This is a genomic window from Winogradskyella sp. A2 (genome assembly GCF_046762865.1).
Classification (GTDB): domain Bacteria; phylum Bacteroidota; class Bacteroidia; order Flavobacteriales; family Flavobacteriaceae; genus Winogradskyella.
The window spans coordinates 201,889-220,177 of record NZ_JBKQXM010000004.1 but is presented as its reverse complement, the minus strand read 5'-3'; the positions used below and the strand labels follow the sequence as shown (position 1 = coordinate 220,177).

16 protein-coding genes and 3 tRNA genes are annotated in these 18,289 nt (G+C 34.1%); 12 read left to right on the top strand and 7 right to left on the bottom strand.

The window, feature by feature from the left end:
* The first annotated feature begins 376 nt into the window (after positions 1–376).
* From tsaD to ACFWV9_RS09535, 7 genes are all read left to right on the top strand, one after another.
* A complete protein-coding gene (gene tsaD, locus ACFWV9_RS09565) occupies positions 377–1,399 on the top strand; it encodes a tRNA (adenosine(37)-N6)-threonylcarbamoyltransferase complex transferase subunit TsaD (RefSeq protein WP_411894986.1) in 1,023 nt (340 codons plus the stop codon).
* 94 nt (positions 1,400–1,493) lie between these two features.
* Positions 1,494–2,120: a peptidylprolyl isomerase gene (locus ACFWV9_RS09560; protein ID WP_411894985.1), complete on the top strand. Its 627-nt coding sequence runs from the start codon at positions 1,494–1,496 to the stop codon at positions 2,118–2,120.
* Positions 2,120–2,824: a 16S rRNA (uracil(1498)-N(3))-methyltransferase gene (locus ACFWV9_RS09555; RefSeq protein WP_411894984.1), complete on the top strand. Its 705-nt coding sequence runs from the start codon at positions 2,120–2,122 to the stop codon at positions 2,822–2,824. Before ACFWV9_RS09560 ends, ACFWV9_RS09555 begins: the two co-directional genes overlap by 1 nt.
* 2 nt (positions 2,825–2,826) lie before the next feature.
* Positions 2,827–3,468, top strand: coding sequence for a DUF4159 domain-containing protein (locus ACFWV9_RS09550; RefSeq protein WP_411894983.1), 642 nt, complete (start codon positions 2,827–2,829; stop codon positions 3,466–3,468).
* An 8-nt stretch (positions 3,469–3,476) separates the two neighbouring features.
* Entirely contained in the window at positions 3,477–3,974 is a 498-nt protein-coding gene (locus ACFWV9_RS09545) for a TrmH family RNA methyltransferase (RefSeq protein ID WP_411894982.1), read from the top strand.
* Positions 3,975–3,999: 25 nt separating this feature from the next.
* Positions 4,000–5,088 carry an AI-2E family transporter gene (locus ACFWV9_RS09540; protein WP_411894981.1) on the top strand — a complete coding sequence of 363 codons (1,089 nt, stop codon included), beginning with the start codon at positions 4,000–4,002 and terminating at the stop codon, positions 5,086–5,088.
* Positions 5,089–5,094: 6 nt separating this feature from the next.
* The gene (locus ACFWV9_RS09535; RefSeq protein ID WP_411894980.1) at positions 5,095–6,273 is read left to right on the top strand and encodes a class I SAM-dependent methyltransferase; all 1,179 of its coding nucleotides are present in this window, start codon (positions 5,095–5,097) and stop codon (positions 6,271–6,273) included.
* Here ACFWV9_RS09535 and ACFWV9_RS09530 read toward each other — a convergent pair.
* The 5 genes from ACFWV9_RS09530 to ACFWV9_RS09510 form a co-directional block, all read right to left on the bottom strand.
* Positions 6,263–6,679, bottom strand: coding sequence for a hypothetical protein (locus ACFWV9_RS09530; protein WP_411894979.1), 417 nt, complete (start codon positions 6,677–6,679; stop codon positions 6,263–6,265). The two genes, ACFWV9_RS09535 and ACFWV9_RS09530, sit on opposite strands and share 11 nt — an antisense overlap.
* Positions 6,680–6,792: 113 nt before the next feature.
* Complete coding sequence (gene pdeM, locus ACFWV9_RS09525) at positions 6,793–7,440, bottom strand: ligase-associated DNA damage response endonuclease PdeM (protein WP_411894978.1); 648 nt, start codon at positions 7,438–7,440, stop codon at positions 6,793–6,795.
* Between the two features lies 1 nt (position 7,441).
* Entirely contained in the window at positions 7,442–9,895 is a 2,454-nt protein-coding gene (locus ACFWV9_RS09520; protein ID WP_411894977.1) for a ligase-associated DNA damage response DEXH box helicase, read from the bottom strand.
* Positions 9,892–11,481, bottom strand: coding sequence for an ATP-dependent DNA ligase (locus ACFWV9_RS09515; protein ID WP_411894976.1), 1,590 nt, complete (start codon positions 11,479–11,481; stop codon positions 9,892–9,894). Before ACFWV9_RS09515 ends, ACFWV9_RS09520 begins: the two co-directional genes overlap by 4 nt.
* Entirely contained in the window at positions 11,478–12,515 is a 1,038-nt protein-coding gene (locus ACFWV9_RS09510; protein WP_411894975.1) for a ligase-associated DNA damage response exonuclease, read from the bottom strand. The genes ACFWV9_RS09515 and ACFWV9_RS09510 overlap by 4 nt, the downstream gene beginning before the upstream one ends.
* A gap of 194 nt (positions 12,516–12,709) precedes the next feature.
* Here ACFWV9_RS09510 and ACFWV9_RS09505 point away from each other — a divergent pair.
* From ACFWV9_RS09505 to ACFWV9_RS09495, 3 genes are all read left to right on the top strand, one after another.
* Positions 12,710–12,793, top strand: a tRNA-Ser gene (locus ACFWV9_RS09505).
* Positions 12,794–12,817: 24 nt separating this feature from the next.
* Positions 12,818–12,892: transfer RNA gene (locus ACFWV9_RS09500), tRNA-Pro, on the top strand.
* 147 nt (positions 12,893–13,039) lie between these two features.
* Positions 13,040–13,113: transfer RNA gene (locus ACFWV9_RS09495), tRNA-Arg, on the top strand.
* 64 nt (positions 13,114–13,177) lie between these two features.
* Here the strand turns inward: ACFWV9_RS09495 and ppgK are convergent.
* Positions 13,178–13,909, bottom strand: a complete 732-nt coding sequence (gene ppgK / locus ACFWV9_RS09490; RefSeq protein ID WP_411894974.1) for a polyphosphate--glucose phosphotransferase — start codon at positions 13,907–13,909, stop codon at positions 13,178–13,180.
* A 246-nt stretch (positions 13,910–14,155) separates the two neighbouring features.
* Positions 14,156–16,210 (bottom strand): HD family phosphohydrolase, encoded by a 2,055-nt coding sequence (locus ACFWV9_RS09485; protein WP_411894973.1) that lies wholly within the window; start codon positions 16,208–16,210, stop codon positions 14,156–14,158.
* A 114-nt stretch (positions 16,211–16,324) separates the two neighbouring features.
* Here ACFWV9_RS09485 and ACFWV9_RS09480 point away from each other — a divergent pair, with 114 nt between their 5' ends.
* Positions 16,325–17,503, top strand: a complete 1,179-nt coding sequence (locus ACFWV9_RS09480) for an acetyl-CoA C-acyltransferase (RefSeq protein ID WP_411894972.1) — start codon at positions 16,325–16,327, stop codon at positions 17,501–17,503.
* 9 nt (positions 17,504–17,512) lie between these two features.
* The gene (locus ACFWV9_RS09475) at positions 17,513–18,262 is read left to right on the top strand and encodes an NlpC/P60 family protein (protein ID WP_411894971.1); all 750 of its coding nucleotides are present in this window, start codon (positions 17,513–17,515) and stop codon (positions 18,260–18,262) included.
* Positions 18,263–18,289: the final 27 nt, after the last annotated feature.

The following is an 18,289-nucleotide window of genomic DNA, read 5'->3' as shown; positions in this document are numbered from 1 at the left end:
TATTAAGTTCTCCAATGCTAATAAGAGTATCCTTTTTATAATCTCGTATAAGTATCTCTTTAAGCTCTACATCTCCATTTAATTGCAGACCAACTTTTCCAATATTTATATCCGTATTAAAATCTTCATTTAGCCTAGAAGTAGCGTATTTCCCTAATTTAGTTTGTACGGCTGGTATAGCAAGGAATAAAAATAGAATAAGAAAAATTAGCAGAATTATACCTGCAATTTTACCTATTATTTTGAGTGCTTTTTTGATAGAATTTAAGCTAATTTATGAATGAAATCTTCACTACCTTTGTCTATACAATACGTTGCTAAGTATGGTTTTAGACTATATCGGTAAAATTAACAATTATTGTGCCTAATATCAGCTATGAAAAACGAAAATATTTATATCCTTGGTATAGAATCTTCTTGTGACGATACTTCTGCAGCTGTGCTATGTAACGATAAGATATTGAGCAATGTTGTTGCAGACCAAAAAATTCATGCTGAATATGGTGGTGTGGTTCCAGAATTGGCATCGCGAGCACACCAACAAAATATTGTTCCTGTTGTTCATCAGGCCATAGAAAAAGCTGAAATTTCTAAAGAACAACTTAGTGCAATTGCTTTTACAAGAGGTCCTGGTTTAATGGGCTCCCTATTGGTTGGGACTTCCTTTGCAAAGTCTCTTGCATTTGGTTTAAATGTACCCTTAATAGATGTTAATCATATGCAAGCTCACATACTTGCTCATTTCATAGATGAGGAAAATCACAAAAAACCTCTTTTCCCATTTTTAGCAATGACAATATCTGGTGGGCACACCCAAATAGTTAAAGTCTCAAACTATTTTGAAATGGAAGTGTTAGGTGAAACAATTGATGATGCTGTAGGTGAAGCTTACGACAAAAGCGGTAAAGTGTTAGGATTAGGCTATCCAGCAGGACCAGAAATAGACAAACTTGCACAAGAAGGTAACCCTAAGGCCTATAGGTTCACAAAGCCTAAAGTGGACGGTCTTAATTTTAGTTTCTCAGGATTAAAAACTGCCATTCTTTATTTTGTTCAGCGTGAAACTAAAGCAAATCCAAACTTTGTAAAAGAAAATTTAAATGACATCTGTGCTTCTATTCAGTATACTATTATTGGTATACTGATGGATAAATTAAAATTAGCTGTGAAGCAAACTGGTATTACACATATTGCTATTGGTGGTGGTGTTTCTGCAAATTCTGGAATTAGAAAAGCTTTAAAGGATGCTGAGCAAAAATTTGGATGGACAACATATATCCCGAAATTTGAATATACTACTGACAATGCTGCCATGATCGCCATTGTTGGGTATTTAAAATATTTAGAAAAAGACTTCTCAGATTTTGATGTGATGGCTACTGCTAGATTGAAATTTTAAATTGTTAAAACATCTGTTGATAAGCAACCTGAAAATCTTTCAAACGAATCTTATATTTTAGTTGTTTTGTTCTTAAATCAATCTAAAATCAAAAATGAAACAGCTTTTAACCGTTTTTTTCATATTGCCATTGATATGTATTGCTCAAGATAATTTCAATAAAGAATTAGACTCTATCCTTTCAAAAGAAGATGCTAAAATATTTATTAAATCAAACAAAAGCATAAAGGGTAAGATAATCGTTTTTAATAAAGAGAAACACAAAACTCAACTAGCTGAGGATTTATTTAAACTCTCAAAAGGTGGCAAAAAAGTAGTTAACACAGAATACAATAATACTTATTATAAAATTCTCGATAAGAAAAAGATACCTCATAATAGAGTCAGTTATGTTTTCTTTGACGGTAAAAAAATGACTGCTTCAGAAATTAACAGTAAACGAGTAAAAATCATGGCATTATATAAAAATGGTTACAAGTTTAAGGATATGGCTAAGTTATACTCCATGGACATAAATGCTAGTAGAGGTGGTGATTCAGGATGGTTTGAAGATGGAAAAATGCATACAGATTTTGAAAACGCTGTGAAATATCATAGTACAGAAGATATCTTTACTTTAGATATTAATGAACTAAATTGGCACTATGTGATTTTAAAAACACACGATGCAAAAAAAATTGAAGAAATTACGGTTTTAAGATTTTCTGAAACTAAAGTATAATGCAACTTTTTTACAATTCTAATATAAGCCAAGAGGATATATTCTTCAATTTTGATAGAGATGAAAGCAGGCACATTGTAAAAGTACTTCGTAAAAAAGAAGGTGATACACTATATATTACAAATGGTCAAGGCTGGATCTTTGAGGCACAACTTGTAGACGCCAACAATAAAAATTCATCCGTAAAAATAATATCTAAGCAATTCTCAGAAAAACGAAAATTTAAACTTCATTTAGCAGTTGCACCAACAAAAATGAATGATCGTTACGAGTGGTTTTTAGAAAAAGCTACTGAAATAGGTGTCGATACTATTACTCCCATTATTTGTGAACGCAGTGAGCGTAAAGTAATTAAAACAGAGCGATTTGAAAGAATTGTACAGTCTGCTATGAAACAATCACTTCAAAATTATTTACCCAAATTAAATGCGCCTATTGACTTCAAAGCATTCATTGAAAAAAATACTGCAGACCAAAAGTTTATTGCACATTGTGAAGACACCGAAAGAACTGATTTTAAAGCCGTACTTGAAACCAATAAAGATTGTTTAATACTAATTGGACCTGAAGGTGATTTTAGTGTTAAAGAAATTCAAATGGCATTGCAACATGATTATATTCCTGTAACTTTGGGTGAGACACGATTAAGAACTGAAACTGCGGGTGTGGTCGCTTGCCATACAGTTGCTTTATTGAATGCATAATTATGAAATATTATAAGGTTTTACTCCTTCTTCTTTCTACCCTTTTTATAAACGCCCAAGAGGTGGCAGTCTTAAAATATAAAGGTGGTGGTGATTGGTATAGTAATCCAACCGCATTGCCAAATTTAGTGAAGTTTTGTAACGATAATATTGATACCAATATCAATGAAAGAATCCAGACTGTCGAGGTTGGAAGCATAGATATTTATCAATTTCCATTATTGCATATGACTGGTCATGGAAATGTTTTTTTCAGTGAAGATGATTCAGAAAATCTGAGAAAATATCTAATCTCTGGTGGTTTCCTTCACATTGATGATAATTATGGTATGGAACCATACATTACGAAAGAATTAAAGAAAGTTTTTCCTAACAAGGAGTTAACAGAAATTCCGTCAAATCATCCAATTTATAACTCAGCTTTTGAATTCCCGAACGGTTTGCCGAAAATTCATGAACACGATGGTCAAGCACCGCAAGCTTTGGGATTGTTTCATGAAGGACGACTTATTTTACTATTTACATTTGAGAGTGATCTAGGTGATGGTTGGGAAGAACAAGAAGTACATAATGATCCACAAGATGTCAGAGAAAAAGCTTTAAAAATGGGTGCAAATATTGTGAAATACGCATTTAAAAATTAAAAATCTCATTGCAACTCACCCATTACACATCTCGATTTAAAAAGAAACTATTTCCTATCACTTTAATTTGTGATAGTGTAACAAATGCACCAAATATCGGCAGCCTGTTTCGTATTGCAGATGCTATGGGTATTGAAAAACTCATATTTTGTGGTGAGAATATTCCATTAGGAAAACGCATGACAAAAACATCACGCTCGACTGAAAAATTTGTAAATTTCGAAATTTACGATTCCATTGAAACTGTTATAGATGAATTGAAGTCACATTTTTTGATAGCTCTAGAAATAACAGAAAACAGTCAATCATTACATACTCTAAAATTATCTACTGACCAACCCATTGCACTAATTATAGGCAATGAGAATTTTGGTATTTCTGAAAACATTCTGAAGAAATGCAATAGTATAGTTCATATTGATATGTACGGCAATAATAGTAGTATGAATGTTGTTACCGCTACAAGTATTGCCTTATACGAAATCACCAAACAACTGAAATCTTAAGTTAGAATTTAGCTATATTTAAACCATGAATTCAAAAATAATAGCAAATGGTATTCTAAGAGCTTTAGGGATTATACTGGCTATAGCTTTGGTGCTATATTTTCTTTATCAAATACAATCCGTAATAGTATATATTGCTGTTGCTGCAGTTATTTCATTAGTTGGAAGGCCTATTGTACTTTTTTTAAGACGCAAGCTTAAGTTTAATAACACTATAGCTGTAATAGTTACAATGGTTCTTTTAGTTGGACTATTTATTGGGTTAATAGGCCTGTTTATCCCCTTGGTAGCAGAACAAGGACAGAATTTGGCCTTATTAGACATTGATCAATTACAAGTCAATATTCAAGATTTATATAATCAAGTTGTTAGCTATTTTGAATTCAAGAATATTGATGTAGAACAATCAATCAAAGATTCTGGTCTACTTTCAAAATTAGATTTCGCTTATATACCAGAGTTTCTAAATAATCTTGTTAGTGGATTAGGTAGTTTTAGCATAGGTTTATTCTCTGTTTTGTTCATTACATTTTTCTTTTTAAAGGATAGTCAACTTTTTGAAAATGGTATAATGACTTTTATACCTAGCGGTAATGAAACCAAGACAAGACGTTCTTTCAATACCATTAAAGACTTACTCTCAAGGTATTTTGTTGGATTAATATTCCAGATTTTAATACTGTTCATTATCTATACTATTGTTCTTTTAATATTCGGAATTAATAATGCTGTAGTTATTGCATTTTTATGTGCGTTATTGAACCTTGTTCCTTATGTGGGACCTTTAATAAGCGGATTTCTTATGCTTCTTTTAAGCATGTCTAGTAATCTTGGTGAAAGTTTTAGTGAAGTAATTTTACCTAAAACCACTTATGTAATGATTGGTTTTATTTTCGCTCAGTTAGTAGATAACTTCTTTAGCCAACCGTTTATATTTTCAAAAAGCGTTAAATCACATCCCTTAGAAATTTTCTTGGTTATAGTTATTGCTGGAATTTTATTTGGTATTGTTGGAATGATTGTAGCCGTACCAACCTATACGGCAATAAAGGTTATTTTAAAAGAATTCTTATCTGAAAATAAGGTCGTAAAAAAACTTACTAAAGACCTATAGCATTAAGTGAATAAACTCATATTAAATACTGTAGTTCAAGAATTTATTGATTTAAATTTAAATTCAGATATATCAAGTTTATTATTGAAATGTATTCCTTTTGAAGGTGTCACTACAAAAGAAATCATAGAACAAATTGAGGCCAAAAAGCGTTGTGAAAAAAAACTGCCAACATGGTTTAAAACTGAATCTATTTACTATCCAAATAAGCTAAATATTGAACAAACATCTTCTGAAATTACGGCAAATTATAAGGCCAATTTAATCTCGGGAAATTCATTGATAGATCTCACAGGAGGCTTTGGAATTGATGCTTATTATTTTTCGCAACAAGTAAAAAGTGTTATTCATTGTGAAATCAATGAAAACCTTTCTGAAATTGTAAAACACAATTATAAAGCTCTTAATGTATCTAATATAGAATGCTTTAACGAAGACGGTATAGATGCTTTAAAACACATTGATGAGCCCTTTGATTGGATTTATATTGACCCTTCACGTCGCGACGATTCTAAGAAAAAAGTGTTCTTATTATCCGATTGTAAACCCAATGTAAAAACATTTCAAGGCTTGTTCTTAAAATATGGAGGGTATGTAATGGTTAAGACATCACCATTACTTGATATTAAGGCAACTATAGGAGATCTAAAACATGTAAAAGCGCTTCACATAGTAGCGGTGAATAATGAAGTTAAAGAATTATTATGGATTTTAGAACGCGATTATGAAGCTGAATTCAGGATAAAAACAGTTAACATAAAAAAATCTTTACAACAAGTTTTTGAGTTTAATTTTGAAGATGAAACAATCGCAACAGTTAATTATACTGAGCCTCTCACCTATTTATACGAACCAAATTCTGCCATATTAAAAGCAGGTGCATTTAATTCTATAAGTTCTATCCTAAATATTCCTAAGCTACATAAACACTCGCATTTATACACTTCAGAACATTTAGATGATTTCCCTGGCAGACGTTTCAAAATTGAAAACGTACTTCCTTTTAATAAGAAAGCATTTGCAAAATTAGGCATAACAAAAGCTAACGTAACTACACGAAACTTTCCTTTATCTGTTGGTGATATTCGTAAAAAGTTTAGAATTAAAGATGGTGGTGATAACTATCTATTTTTTACAACAAATTTAAAAGATGAAAAAACAATTCTAATTTGTTCTAAAATATAATTGGATCGTAAGACTCAATTTCATTATCACTATTAATAACTATCTCATAACCCATGCAGGTTTCCATGTTTATGACCACTTTATCATCATTTGTCATAGGTGTGTTGTTAGAAACTGAAAATAAAACCTCACCAACTGCAAACTCATTCCAAGCTGTTGTAATACCAGGATCAATACTAGTTATAGTGATTTCAGCAATACCATTTTCATTAATTACTTGAAGGTCAAAAGAAATTGTACCATTATTAATTAATCTTGTTTTGGGTAAATCACCTGTACAATTAGTATCAAATTGAGCATCTGATTCTGTAGATTCAAATAATTCTGCATCTGCCGGCTCAACTATACAAGCCTTCAAAATAAAAGCCAACCCAATGAAGGGTATAAATTTAAGTAGGTTTTTCATAGGTTAATAGTTTTTTGAATCAGTAGTACTGTTTCAAAAGATTTGGAAAGCAAACATAAGAAAGTAAATCTATTTATCGATAAAAAGTAATTATTATTCGATGAAATGCATTATTAAAATTTAAAAATTGACGATTCTGTAAACGCATAACATACTACGTTTATAGGTTTAGAATGGATGTTAAGTCCAGTAAATAAACTAAACGCAGGTAAAATTAACTGATTGGAAGCAACCTGATAACATGGTAGTTTTAGCTTTTGTTTTCCTTTACCTTTAATAAGCACACCTGGATGGGTATGACCTGAAATAGTATATGAATTAGAATCATTTTCTTCATGTTCATGAATTAAGGTAAATGGTCCTATCTCTAATTTAGGCACAACTTCAATGTCCAAATCGTCCATTAACTGCTTAGACTGCCTATCGTGATTACCTTGAATTAAAACTAAACTTAATCCTTTATATTGGTGCAACCACAATTTAAATGTCTCCATATCGCTATTGGTTTCAGCATGGAACAGGTCTCCAACTATTAATAGTTTTCGAACCTTAAAATGAATGATTAAATGTTTTAGTCGTTCTAAATCCTTTTGTAATATATCATCAGGTATTGGTATGCCATGATGTCTAAAATGGGCTGTTTTACCAATATGAATGTCAGACAAGATTAGCGCATCTTCCTTTTTCCAATAGATCGCACGCTGGTTGGTAAGAATAAATTCCTCATTTTGAATGATAATATGTTCAGTTACGATTTTCAATTTAATCTATCTTAAAAGCTTGTTCTTTAATACGCTGTATACGTTTATCTAAATTCTCATTACTCATTGTACCACGCAGGCTATCTACTTTAAGCGGGAAACTTAAGGGTGTAAATGACTTAGCACGTTTAACGATGATCTTACTTTTAGAAATACGATTAAAAGCTTCTTGTAATCTTGCTTCCTCCAACTGTTGGTTGAATACTTCCGTAAAGGCTTGTCGCAATAGTAAATTTTCAGGTTCGTAGTCTTCCAAAACCCTAAATATAAGTCCAGATGAAGATTGTAGACTCTTATTGTTCTTGCGTGTTCCAGGTTGGGATTGCACCACCAGTCCTGCAATTACGGCAATATCTCTGAATTTCCTTGAGGCCATTTCTGAGGCGTTAATACTAACAATTACATCATCCATTAAATTCTCCTTACTGAGCAAGGATTTTATATTCTCTTCATTAACAGGGATTGGCTGGTCACTTAATAATTCGAAACCGTAATCATTCATGGCAATGGTAAATGTCATTTGCTTTAATTTACTGATGCGATAGGCCATTAGAGCAGAAAACACCTCATGTACCAATCGGCCTTCAAATGGATACATAAACAAATGATGTCCATCTTTTGTTTTAATGAGTTCAACCAAAAACTCATCCGCTTTTGGTATGTGCGAATGTTCATCTTGTCGGCTCACCAATGGATTTAAAAACCGTAACTCTTTCTCTAATCGTCCTGGCTCTAAAGCATCAGAAAGTTTTAATCTTAGATAATGACTCAGATGTGATGTTAAAGGCAACCGACCACCTAACCAACTTGGCGATACTGCTTTTTTGGCTTTGCTTCGTCTTACCAAAACGGTCATATCCTTAATCTGAACCAATTCTAATATTCGACCAGCTAAGATGAAACTTTCACCAGGTTTTAGTTTTGAGACAAAGAATTCTTCAATCATACCAATATAACCGCCAGAAAAGTACTTTACTTTTAGATTCACTTCACTCACAATAGCACCAATATTCATACGATGCAACATGCTAATTCGTCGGCTTTTCACTTTATATGTTCCATCTTCATCTAGAATGACTTTATGGAATTCTTTATAAGAATGTAGCGTCTTACCACCTTTGGTAATAAAATGCAAACACCATTGCCAATCTTCTTTGGTTAAATACTGAAAGGCATGTACTTGTTTGATACGTTCATATAAAGCCTCAGTGTCAAATCCTTCACCAACAGCTAAAGTGACCATGAATTGCACTAATACATCAAATGTCAACACCATAGGGTCGCGAGATTCCATTTGCCTATGCTTAATAGCTTCCTTTAATGCAGAAACTTCTACTAATTCTAAGGAATGTGTTGGTACAAAGTAAATTTTAGAACGCTCAAATGGCGAATGTCCACTTCGTCCAGCGCGTTGCATAAAGCGCGCTATGCCTTTCACAGAACCAATTTGAATAACGCAATCTACAGGTTTAAAATCGACACCTAAATCTAGAGACGACGTACAAACCACAGCTTTTAAATAACCTGAAGCGATATTATCTTCAATCCAATTTCGAAGTTTTTTATCTATAGAACCATGATGTATCGCTAACAGACCAGCTAAATCTGGTTGTGCATTTAACAACACTTGGTACCATAATTCCGCCTGTCCTCTAGTATTTGTAAAAATTAAAGTTGTTGTGTTAGCATCTATTATCGGCAATATTTTATCTGCCATTTTTGTACCCAAATGTCCAGCCCAAGGCAAAACTTCAATTTCATCTGGAAGCACAGAAATGATGTCTAATTTCTTTTTTTGTTTGGCAGTCACTTGTGTAACCTTTAAGTCTGAATATGGCAACAAGACTTGTTTTGCTTCTTCGAGATTTCCTATCGTTGCCGTGATTCCCCAAATTTGAAGCTTGGGTGAATAATGTCTTAGCTGAGAAATAGCTAGCTCTGTAAGTACACCACGTTTATTTCCTAAAAGTTCGTGCCACTCATCAATAGCGACACACTTTACACTTTTAAACCATCTTGAATTTTTCTTTTGAGAAAATAACAAATGCATCGTTTCGGGCGTAGTAAGCAAAACATCTGGCATTAAGCGTTCTTGCTTGCGTCTTGTTGCGGTAGGTGTATCGCCATTTCTAACTTGCACCGACCAATCTAAACCGATATCATCTACTGCCTCAGTCATAGCCTTTGCCAAGTCCTTAGCCAATGAACGTAATGGACTAATCCATAGTAATTTTAAGCCTTTGGGATACTTTTCAGGGTGATTCAGATAATCGATGACCACAGCCAAAAACACTGAAAAGGTTTTACCAAAGCCCGTTGGTGCTATGACCATACCAGAATAGCCATTTGAATAACGTTGCCAGGTCTGCAATTGAAATGGAAAAGGTGCATGTCCTTTTTCTGCCATCCAATTGTTTATTATTCGCAAGCCTTCGCTATCTCTAAACTGACTCAAGGTGCTGTAATTAATTGTTTAACAGTTTCTATAGTATCTATTTCATCAACGGGTTTATCTCTTCTCCACCGTGCAATTCTAGGGAAACGAAGAGCTACTCCCGATTTATGACGGTTGCTCAATGCGATACCTTCAAAAGCAATTTCAAAAACCAACTCTGGTTTTACGGTTCTTACAGGCCCAAATCGTTCAATAGCATTCTTATTTACCCATTGTGATATTTCTGTAATTTCCTTGTCTGTTAATCCCGAATAGGCTTTAGCAACAGTAACTAAAGCATCATCTTTCTTGACAGCAAAGGTGTAATCTGTGTATTTACTGCTTCGACGACCACTACCCTTTTGAGCATAAATCAATACAGCGTCGATCGTTAATGGGTCAACCTTCCACTTCCACCAGTCGCCTTTTTTTCGACCTGTGTGATAAGGTGATTTCTTCTGCTTTAACATCAAACCTTCACTATTTATGGCTCTTGAATTATCTCTAATAGCGTGAAGCTCTTCCCAGTCTTTGAAATCAACCAAAAATGATAATTCAATATGCTCTGGCAAGGTCACTGAATTGAATAGGGAGTCTAAAAGTTGACGTCTTGTTTTAAATGGTAACGCTCTAATATCATCACCATTGTGTTCCAAAATATCATATGCCTTAAAACCGACAGGTACATCTTGTAACAAACTCTTTGTGACATTTTTACGATTGAGGCGTTTTTGTAAATCATTGAAGAGTAATACATCATTGTTTTTCATAGCTAATATTTCGCCATCAATCACAAAATCATCCTTAAAATTGCTCATAGCTTCCACTAATTCCGGAAACTGCTTCGTTACCAATTCTTCACCACGAGACCAGATATATATTTCGCTATTTCGTTTTACAATTTGCCCACGAATACCATCCCATTTTTGTTCAACAATCCAATCATTGGGTTTGCCTAACTCGGGTAATTCCTTTTCTAGAGCATAGGCCAAACAAAAGGGATATGGTTTCGAATTATCATAATTTATGTGCTTACCGTGAATTAATTCTTCAAAGGAAATACTATCGACAGCCCAATTCCCAATGATGCTGTGCATGAGTTGATTCGCATGAATATTGGTAAGTTTTGCCAAAGCATTAACTAGCGTTTTTTTTGAAACACCTATTCTAAAACTGCCACCGATTAATTTATTGAAGATAAGTCGTTCTTGCTGGTCTAATCCTGTCCAAGCCTCAAGAACGAAAGCTTTTTTTTCACTTTCAGACTTCGGTTTAAGTGCCTTCAATTCTGTCATCCATTCATTTAGACTTAAATCTAAATTATGTGTTGGCTTTGGTAATAACAGTGCCAAGGTTTCACCAAAATCACCAACGGTGCTGTAACTTTCTAAAAACAACCATTCTGGAATATATGTGAGTTCCATACACCATTCCTTCATCAGAGTTGTTTTTACAGGTCGTGATGGACGTTTTCCCGTAAATAAGGCTATCAGCCATAGTTTATCTTTATCTGGTGCTGTTTCGAAGTATCGTACCAGAGCATCAATTTTAGTATTGGTTTTATTAGTAATTTCTATGGTGCTTATTAATTCTGAAAACAACTTCATTCCGCATCGATATTTTCAGTTTCCTTTTCAGCTTTAGCCAAAGCCTCATCACCATACTCCGTTTTAAGTTCATTTGCTTTAATACCAATTTCATTCAAATATTTTGAAAACACAGCCTGAGAACCATGAGTAACATAAACCTGTTCTGCCTCTGTGGCTTTCACTGCCGTTATTAAACCGTTCCAATCCGCATGGTCACTGACTACAAAACCAGCATCAACAGCTTGCCAACGTCTGTTGCCTCTAATTTGCATCCAACCAGAGCAAACTGCTGTTGCGACATTTGGAACGCGCTTCATCATACGCGAGCCTAATAATGATGGTGGTGCTATTATTATTTTATTCTGAAGTGTTTTCTTATCTAAATCTGCAGACCATAACTTGGTTTCTGGTAGCGAAATGCCAGAATTAGGAATAACATTATTTAAATTATAAATAGCACGATGCACATAGATATCATCACAACCATTTAACAAGGACATTAAACGTTGCGCCTTACCCAACGAATAGCCCAAAAAAACAGAAGTTCTATTATTAGCTTGGTTCGTTTTTACCCAATTTTGAAGTTCCATTTGTAATTCTTCCTCCGTTTTCCAATTATAAATGGGTAACCCAAATGTGCTCTCAGTTATAAATGTGTGACATTTAATGGGCTCAAAAGGTTGCGTAATAAAATCAGGCTGAGTTTTATAATCACCTGAAAATACAACCACATAACCTTTGTACTCTAATCGAATTTGTGCGGAACCAATAACATGACCAGCTGGATGAAAGCTAACCTTAACACCATTGATTGTAAGCTCATTATTATATGCAATACTCTGAATATTTATATCAGCACCAAGTCTATGCTTTAAAATAGCCTTAGAATCATCTGTACATAAATAGCGTTTCATACCCCAACGCGCATGATCAGCATGACCATGTGAAATGATAGCATAGTCAACAGGATACCAGGGATCTAAATAGAATTTTCCTTGTGGACAATAAATGCCTTTTTTTGTAAATTTAATAAGTTGGTTTTCCTTAGACATAGCATAACGAAGCTATAGAAAATGTTAAAATGATGATAGTAAAATTTAGTTAAATTTTAGATTTTAAATTATGTACCTGTGAGAATTTAAAATAATAAAAATCTATAGAAAAAATTGATTGATTTTTTTGCGTTCTTTAATATGATAAGTTACATTTGCATCCGCAATTTTAAGGAACGTTCTTTTAAAATATTGGAGAGGTGCCAGAGTGGTAATGGAGCAGATTGCTAATCTGTCAACGCGTAAGTGTTGCCCGGGTTCGAATCCCGGTCTCTCCGCATAAACAAATTGATAACCAATTTCGGGGTGTAGCGTAGCCCGGTTATCGCGCCGCGTTTGGGACGCGGAGGTCGCAGGTTCGAATCCTGCCACCCCGACAAAGAAGTTGAAAATAATTTTAGTAGAAAGCTTGCTTTCTTAAGAAAATTAGGATAAACTTCATTTGGCAACGCCAAATAAGGATCACGGAGCTTAGCGACGTAATCCAAAAAGATTTTCAGGATCAACGCAGTTAATCCTTGAAGGGTCGCGTAGCTCAGCTGGATAGAGCATCTGCCTTCTAAGCAGACGGTCACAGGTTCGAATCCTGTCGCGATCACAAAAAGCCATTTCATTATTGAAATGGCTTTTTTGTTTTAAATTGAATTTTCCTTTCGATGTTTTTATTTAGCCAGAAGTGCAGCTCCTACAATTCCAGCGTTATTTTGATAGGCGGCTGGTATTACCGGTGTTGCTATTTTAATCTGGTCTTTAAATCGATCGAATTTTTTACTTGCACCACCTCCAATTATGATGTAATCAGGTGAAAACAACTTTTCTAAAAGTCGTAAAAATTTATGGACACGTGCACCCCATTCCTGATAGGATAATTTGTAACGCTTACGTGCAGCGTCAGAGACATAATATTCTATACGTTTATGCTTTTTATAAGGCATTGAACCTAACTCAAAATTTGGAATCAACTCACCATTGTAAAAGGCTCCCGAACCAATCCCAGTTCCAAGAGTTATCATAAATACCAAGCCTTTTTTATCTTTTCCAGATCCAAAGGTCATGGTAGCTAATCCGGCAGCATCAGCATCATTAGCAACTGTGAATTCAAGACCAGTTCTTTCCTCAAATAGATCCTCAACATTAACACCTCGCCAGCTTTTATGAATATTTACACTTGTATGAGCAATACCGTGAGTCACTAATGCAGGAAATCCACATCCAACTTTTCCTTTCCAATTAAAATGTTCTACTAGCTCTGCAACCTCATCAGCAACATCAGAAGGTTTTGCTCCCTTGGGCGTTGGTATACGATGACGTTCTGTAATGAGTTCACCTGTTTCTGTATTTACTATAGCCCCCTTGATTCCTGAGCCACCAATATCAATCCCTAATAATTCCATAAGTTGAAAATGTTAATATCGTCTATATGAGAGTAAAATTAAAATGTTAAATATAGTCAAAAGAGACTTCATTCCTTTAATTAATTCAATGGCTTAATAATCAACAATGAAATACTTATTATTAAGCAACTATTAACGCGATATAGTGCAGTCCAGTTAGTGTACACCGCTGGGGTGCCATGTGGTTACTGGCTCGAATCCTGTCGCGATCACAAAAAGCCTTAGTGTTTAAGTAAGGTTTAATTGTTATTCTGGATATTCAATCCTTAAATGATAAATATTAGCAAGTTTATGCTTTAGGACCTTTTTAATGGATTGAATTTCCTTAAATGTAATATTGGCATTTAAAAACTGACCTGTTTCCATCTGCTTATTGACAATATTCTCTACAAAGTCATTGATTTTAGAGCTTGTAGGTTCCTTTAAGCTTTTTGAGGCCGCTTCAACGCTGTCGCACATCATTAGTATGGCGGTTTCCTTGCTAAATGGTTTTGGGCCAGGATATGAAAATTGTTTTGCATCAACATTTTCCTGATTTATCGATTTTTCTTTCATGTAAAAATAGTACACCAAACTGGTACCATGATGCGTTCTAATAAAGTCAATCACTCTATCTGGTAAGTTGTTCTTTTTTGCAATTTCTATTCCTTGAATTACGTGGTCTATAATAATACCTGCACTTTCCTTATTTGATAATTCTTCGTGAGGATTAATGCCATTACTCTGGTTTTCTGTATAGAATGTTGGATTATTCATTTTACCAATGTCATGGTATAAAGCACCTACTCTGACCATCATTGCGTTTGCACCAATTTCATTTGCTGAAGCTTCAGCGAGATTCGCAACGTTTAACGAATGGTGAAATGTACCTGGCGCTCTATTAGAAAGCTCTTTTAATAGTTTTGTATTAGTATCTGATAACTCTAATAAAGACACATCTGATACAAGTCCAAATATCTTCTCGTAGATATATATCAACGGTTGAACAAATAATGTGGCTAAACCACATAAAATAAACAGACCAAACGTTTCCCATTTTAGGTTTCCTACTTGCCCTTCATGAATTACAAAAAATGCGAAATAAGCGATAATATAAATAAAGGTAATTTGACCAACTGATATAAATAGGTTTGCCCTTTTGTACAATTCTGATACAGTTAATATTGTTACTATACCAGCAATTATTTGTAAAAACATGTATTCATAACTGTTAGGCACAATGAATCCTAACAATAGAACCGTAAGAACATGGGCAAATAAACCCAACCTTGCATCAAAAAATGCCTTTAATACAAGTGGTAAAATACATAAGGGAACAATATAGATGTATTGTGAATTATAGTTAATCACAAGGGTGGTTAAAAATATCATTAGGGCTATATTGAAAAAGATAAAGGTCACCTTAGTATTATTTAAAAATACTTCTACCCTATACTTCCTCAAGAACAGAAGTAACATGAGTAAAGTTAAGGCAACTAACAAGGTGTATGCAACTAGCACCCAGTTATAATTGGCAGTATTCCAAACTTGAGATTCATATTCAGATTTCAGAGAGTCTAAAATGGCAAATTGATCTTCCTCTACAACCTGACCCTTAGAAATAATCAACTGATCTTTTTCAATGCTGCCCCTCGTCAATGAGATTTTAAGTAATTCCTCCTCTAAAGTTTTATCAGTAAGTAAATTGTTTAGACTTACGTTAGGTTTAATGACATCAAAGAAGAGGGATATCATTTTGTTTTTATCATTTACTGAAATATCTGAACCAAAATGAATTTCAATAGTTGGTCTTAAAGAACCTATCTGAAACAAATCATTAAAAACCAGCTCTTTTTGAATCTGATTATCAAACACTAAATTTACTGGCCTATCCTTATTAAAGCTATAATCAGAATCCAACACACCATTATTATATAACCTGTCTATTAAACTCTTACCCGATTTATACAAGCTGGTATTTTGAGTACTTATATATATAGAGTCAGCAAAAGTTCGGTTGAAAGCTGTCAAATATTGATTTAAAACGATATCCTTTATTGCGGGATCAGCTTCAAAAAAAACTGGACTTATTTTTCTTATTTCAGTCTGTTCATTTTCAATTTCTTCTTGGGATTTCTTTATGGCAAAATTAAAAGGAGCATAAAGGTTTTCAGACTGCCATGGTTTTCCTTTTTCAAAAGAGTATCTAAACTTCCCGGTTTTTGGAAATAGATATACGATAAAAAGTGTTGTTACTAGAAACAACAAAATCTTGTATACAAGAGCATGGTTTTTATACCATTTATTAAGAAGTACATTCATATACTTTCAAATGTAATAAATATTAGAAATTTAGGAGTTCATATTCAATAATACATTCAAAAATCTCTCAAAAAATGATTAATTTCGCAACCAATTAATATAAAGACAAACATAATGGGCAAGGACGTTGTTATAGTTTCAGCAGTTAGAACTCCAATTGGTAGTTTTTTAGGAAGTTTATCGTCAGTTCCGGCTCCTAGATTAGGTGCCATTGCAATTAAAGGAGCATTAGACAAAATTAATCTAAATCCATATTTGGTTGACGAAGTTTTGATGGGAAATGTTGTGCAAGCAGGTACAGGCCAAGCACCAGCAAGACAAGCGGCAATCTATGCTGGTATACCTAACACAGTACCATGTACAACTGTTAACAAAGTTTGTTCATCCGGCATGAAAGCTATAATGCAGGCAGCTCAAGCTATTCAACTTGGTGATGCTGATATTATTGTTGCTGGGGGTATGGAAAACATGAGTGCAATTCCTCATTATTACCATGCTCGAAGTGCAACAAAATTTGGGCCTGCTACTATGGAAGATGGTATGCAGAAAGACGGCTTGGTTGATGCATATGACAAAAATGCGATGGGTGTTTGTGCAGACGCATGTGCTACAGAATATAATTTTTCTAGAGAAGATCAAGATGCTTTTGCAATTCAATCATATAAGCGATCAACTGAGGCTTGGAATGCTGGAAAATTTGATAATGAAGTTGTACCAGTAGAAGTTCCACAAAGACGAGGAGAACCTGTAGTTATTGGTAAAGATGAGGAATATACTAATGTTAGAATGGAAAAAATACCTGCTCTGAGACCTGCATTTACAAAAGATGGTACGGTTACAGCTGCTAATGCATCTACTATTAATGATGGTGCAGCAGCATTGGTATTAATGACTTCAGAAAAAGCAAACGAACTTGGTCTTAAGCCTATTGCGAAAATAAAGAGTTATGCAGATGCTGCTCACGAACCAAATTGGTTTACTACTGCACCTGCAAAAGCATTACCTAAGGCACTAGCTAAAGCCAATATTGAAATAAGTGATATTGACTATTTTGAGTTTAATGAAGCCTTCTCCGTGGTTGGTTTGGCAAATATGAAAATCTTAGGCTTAGCTGATGATAAAGTAAATGTTAACGGTGGTGCTGTTTCACTAGGTCATCCTTTAGGTTGTTCGGGTGCAAGAATTTTAGTGACACTTATTAATGTACTTATACAAAACAATGCTAAAACTGGAGCAGCAGCCATTTGTAATGGTGGTGGGGGTGCTTCAGCAATGGTAATTGAACGTCTTTAATTTCTTTTTATGCAATACGGCATATGTAATTTAGGAATTGTACCCATAAGGCTCGAGCCATCAGATCCGAGCGAAATGGTTACTCAGGCTCTCTATGGTGACTATTTTAAGGTTCTTGAACAACGTAAAAAATGGAGCCGTATTAGATTTGCTTTTGATAGGTACGAAGGTTGGATTGACAACAAACAGTATTTGGAGATTTCCGAAGCCAATTATAAGTCTTTATTAGATTTACCTTCAATACTATCCACTGATTTGATAGAATATGTTTCTGATCTAAAAAATGATTTATATCCAATTCCTATTGGTTCTGAATTAACTGGAATTGAACTTCTTAACCACAATTTTGAAGGAAATCTTTCGAACGAAAAGAAAGAAAAGACTAACATTGTTCAAACTGCATTTCTTTATCTCAATGCACCATATTTGTGGGGAGGTAAAACACCTTTTGGTATAGATTGTTCGGGTTTTACACAAATGGTTTATAAATTAAATGGTTACAAATTGCTTAGGGATGCATCAGAACAAGCAACATTGGGCCATGCACTGAGCTTTATTGAAGAAAGTGAACCTGGAGATTTAGCCTTTTTTGACAATTCTGAAGGCGATATTATACACGTTGGTATAATAATGGAAGACAACTATATTATACATGCCCATGGAAAAGTAAGAATTGACAGATTAGATCACAGTGGTATTTACAATGTTGATAAAAACTTACACACTCACAAGCTCAGAGTAATCAAAAAAATTATATAAAAAAAGCAACTTTTAAAGTTGCTTTTT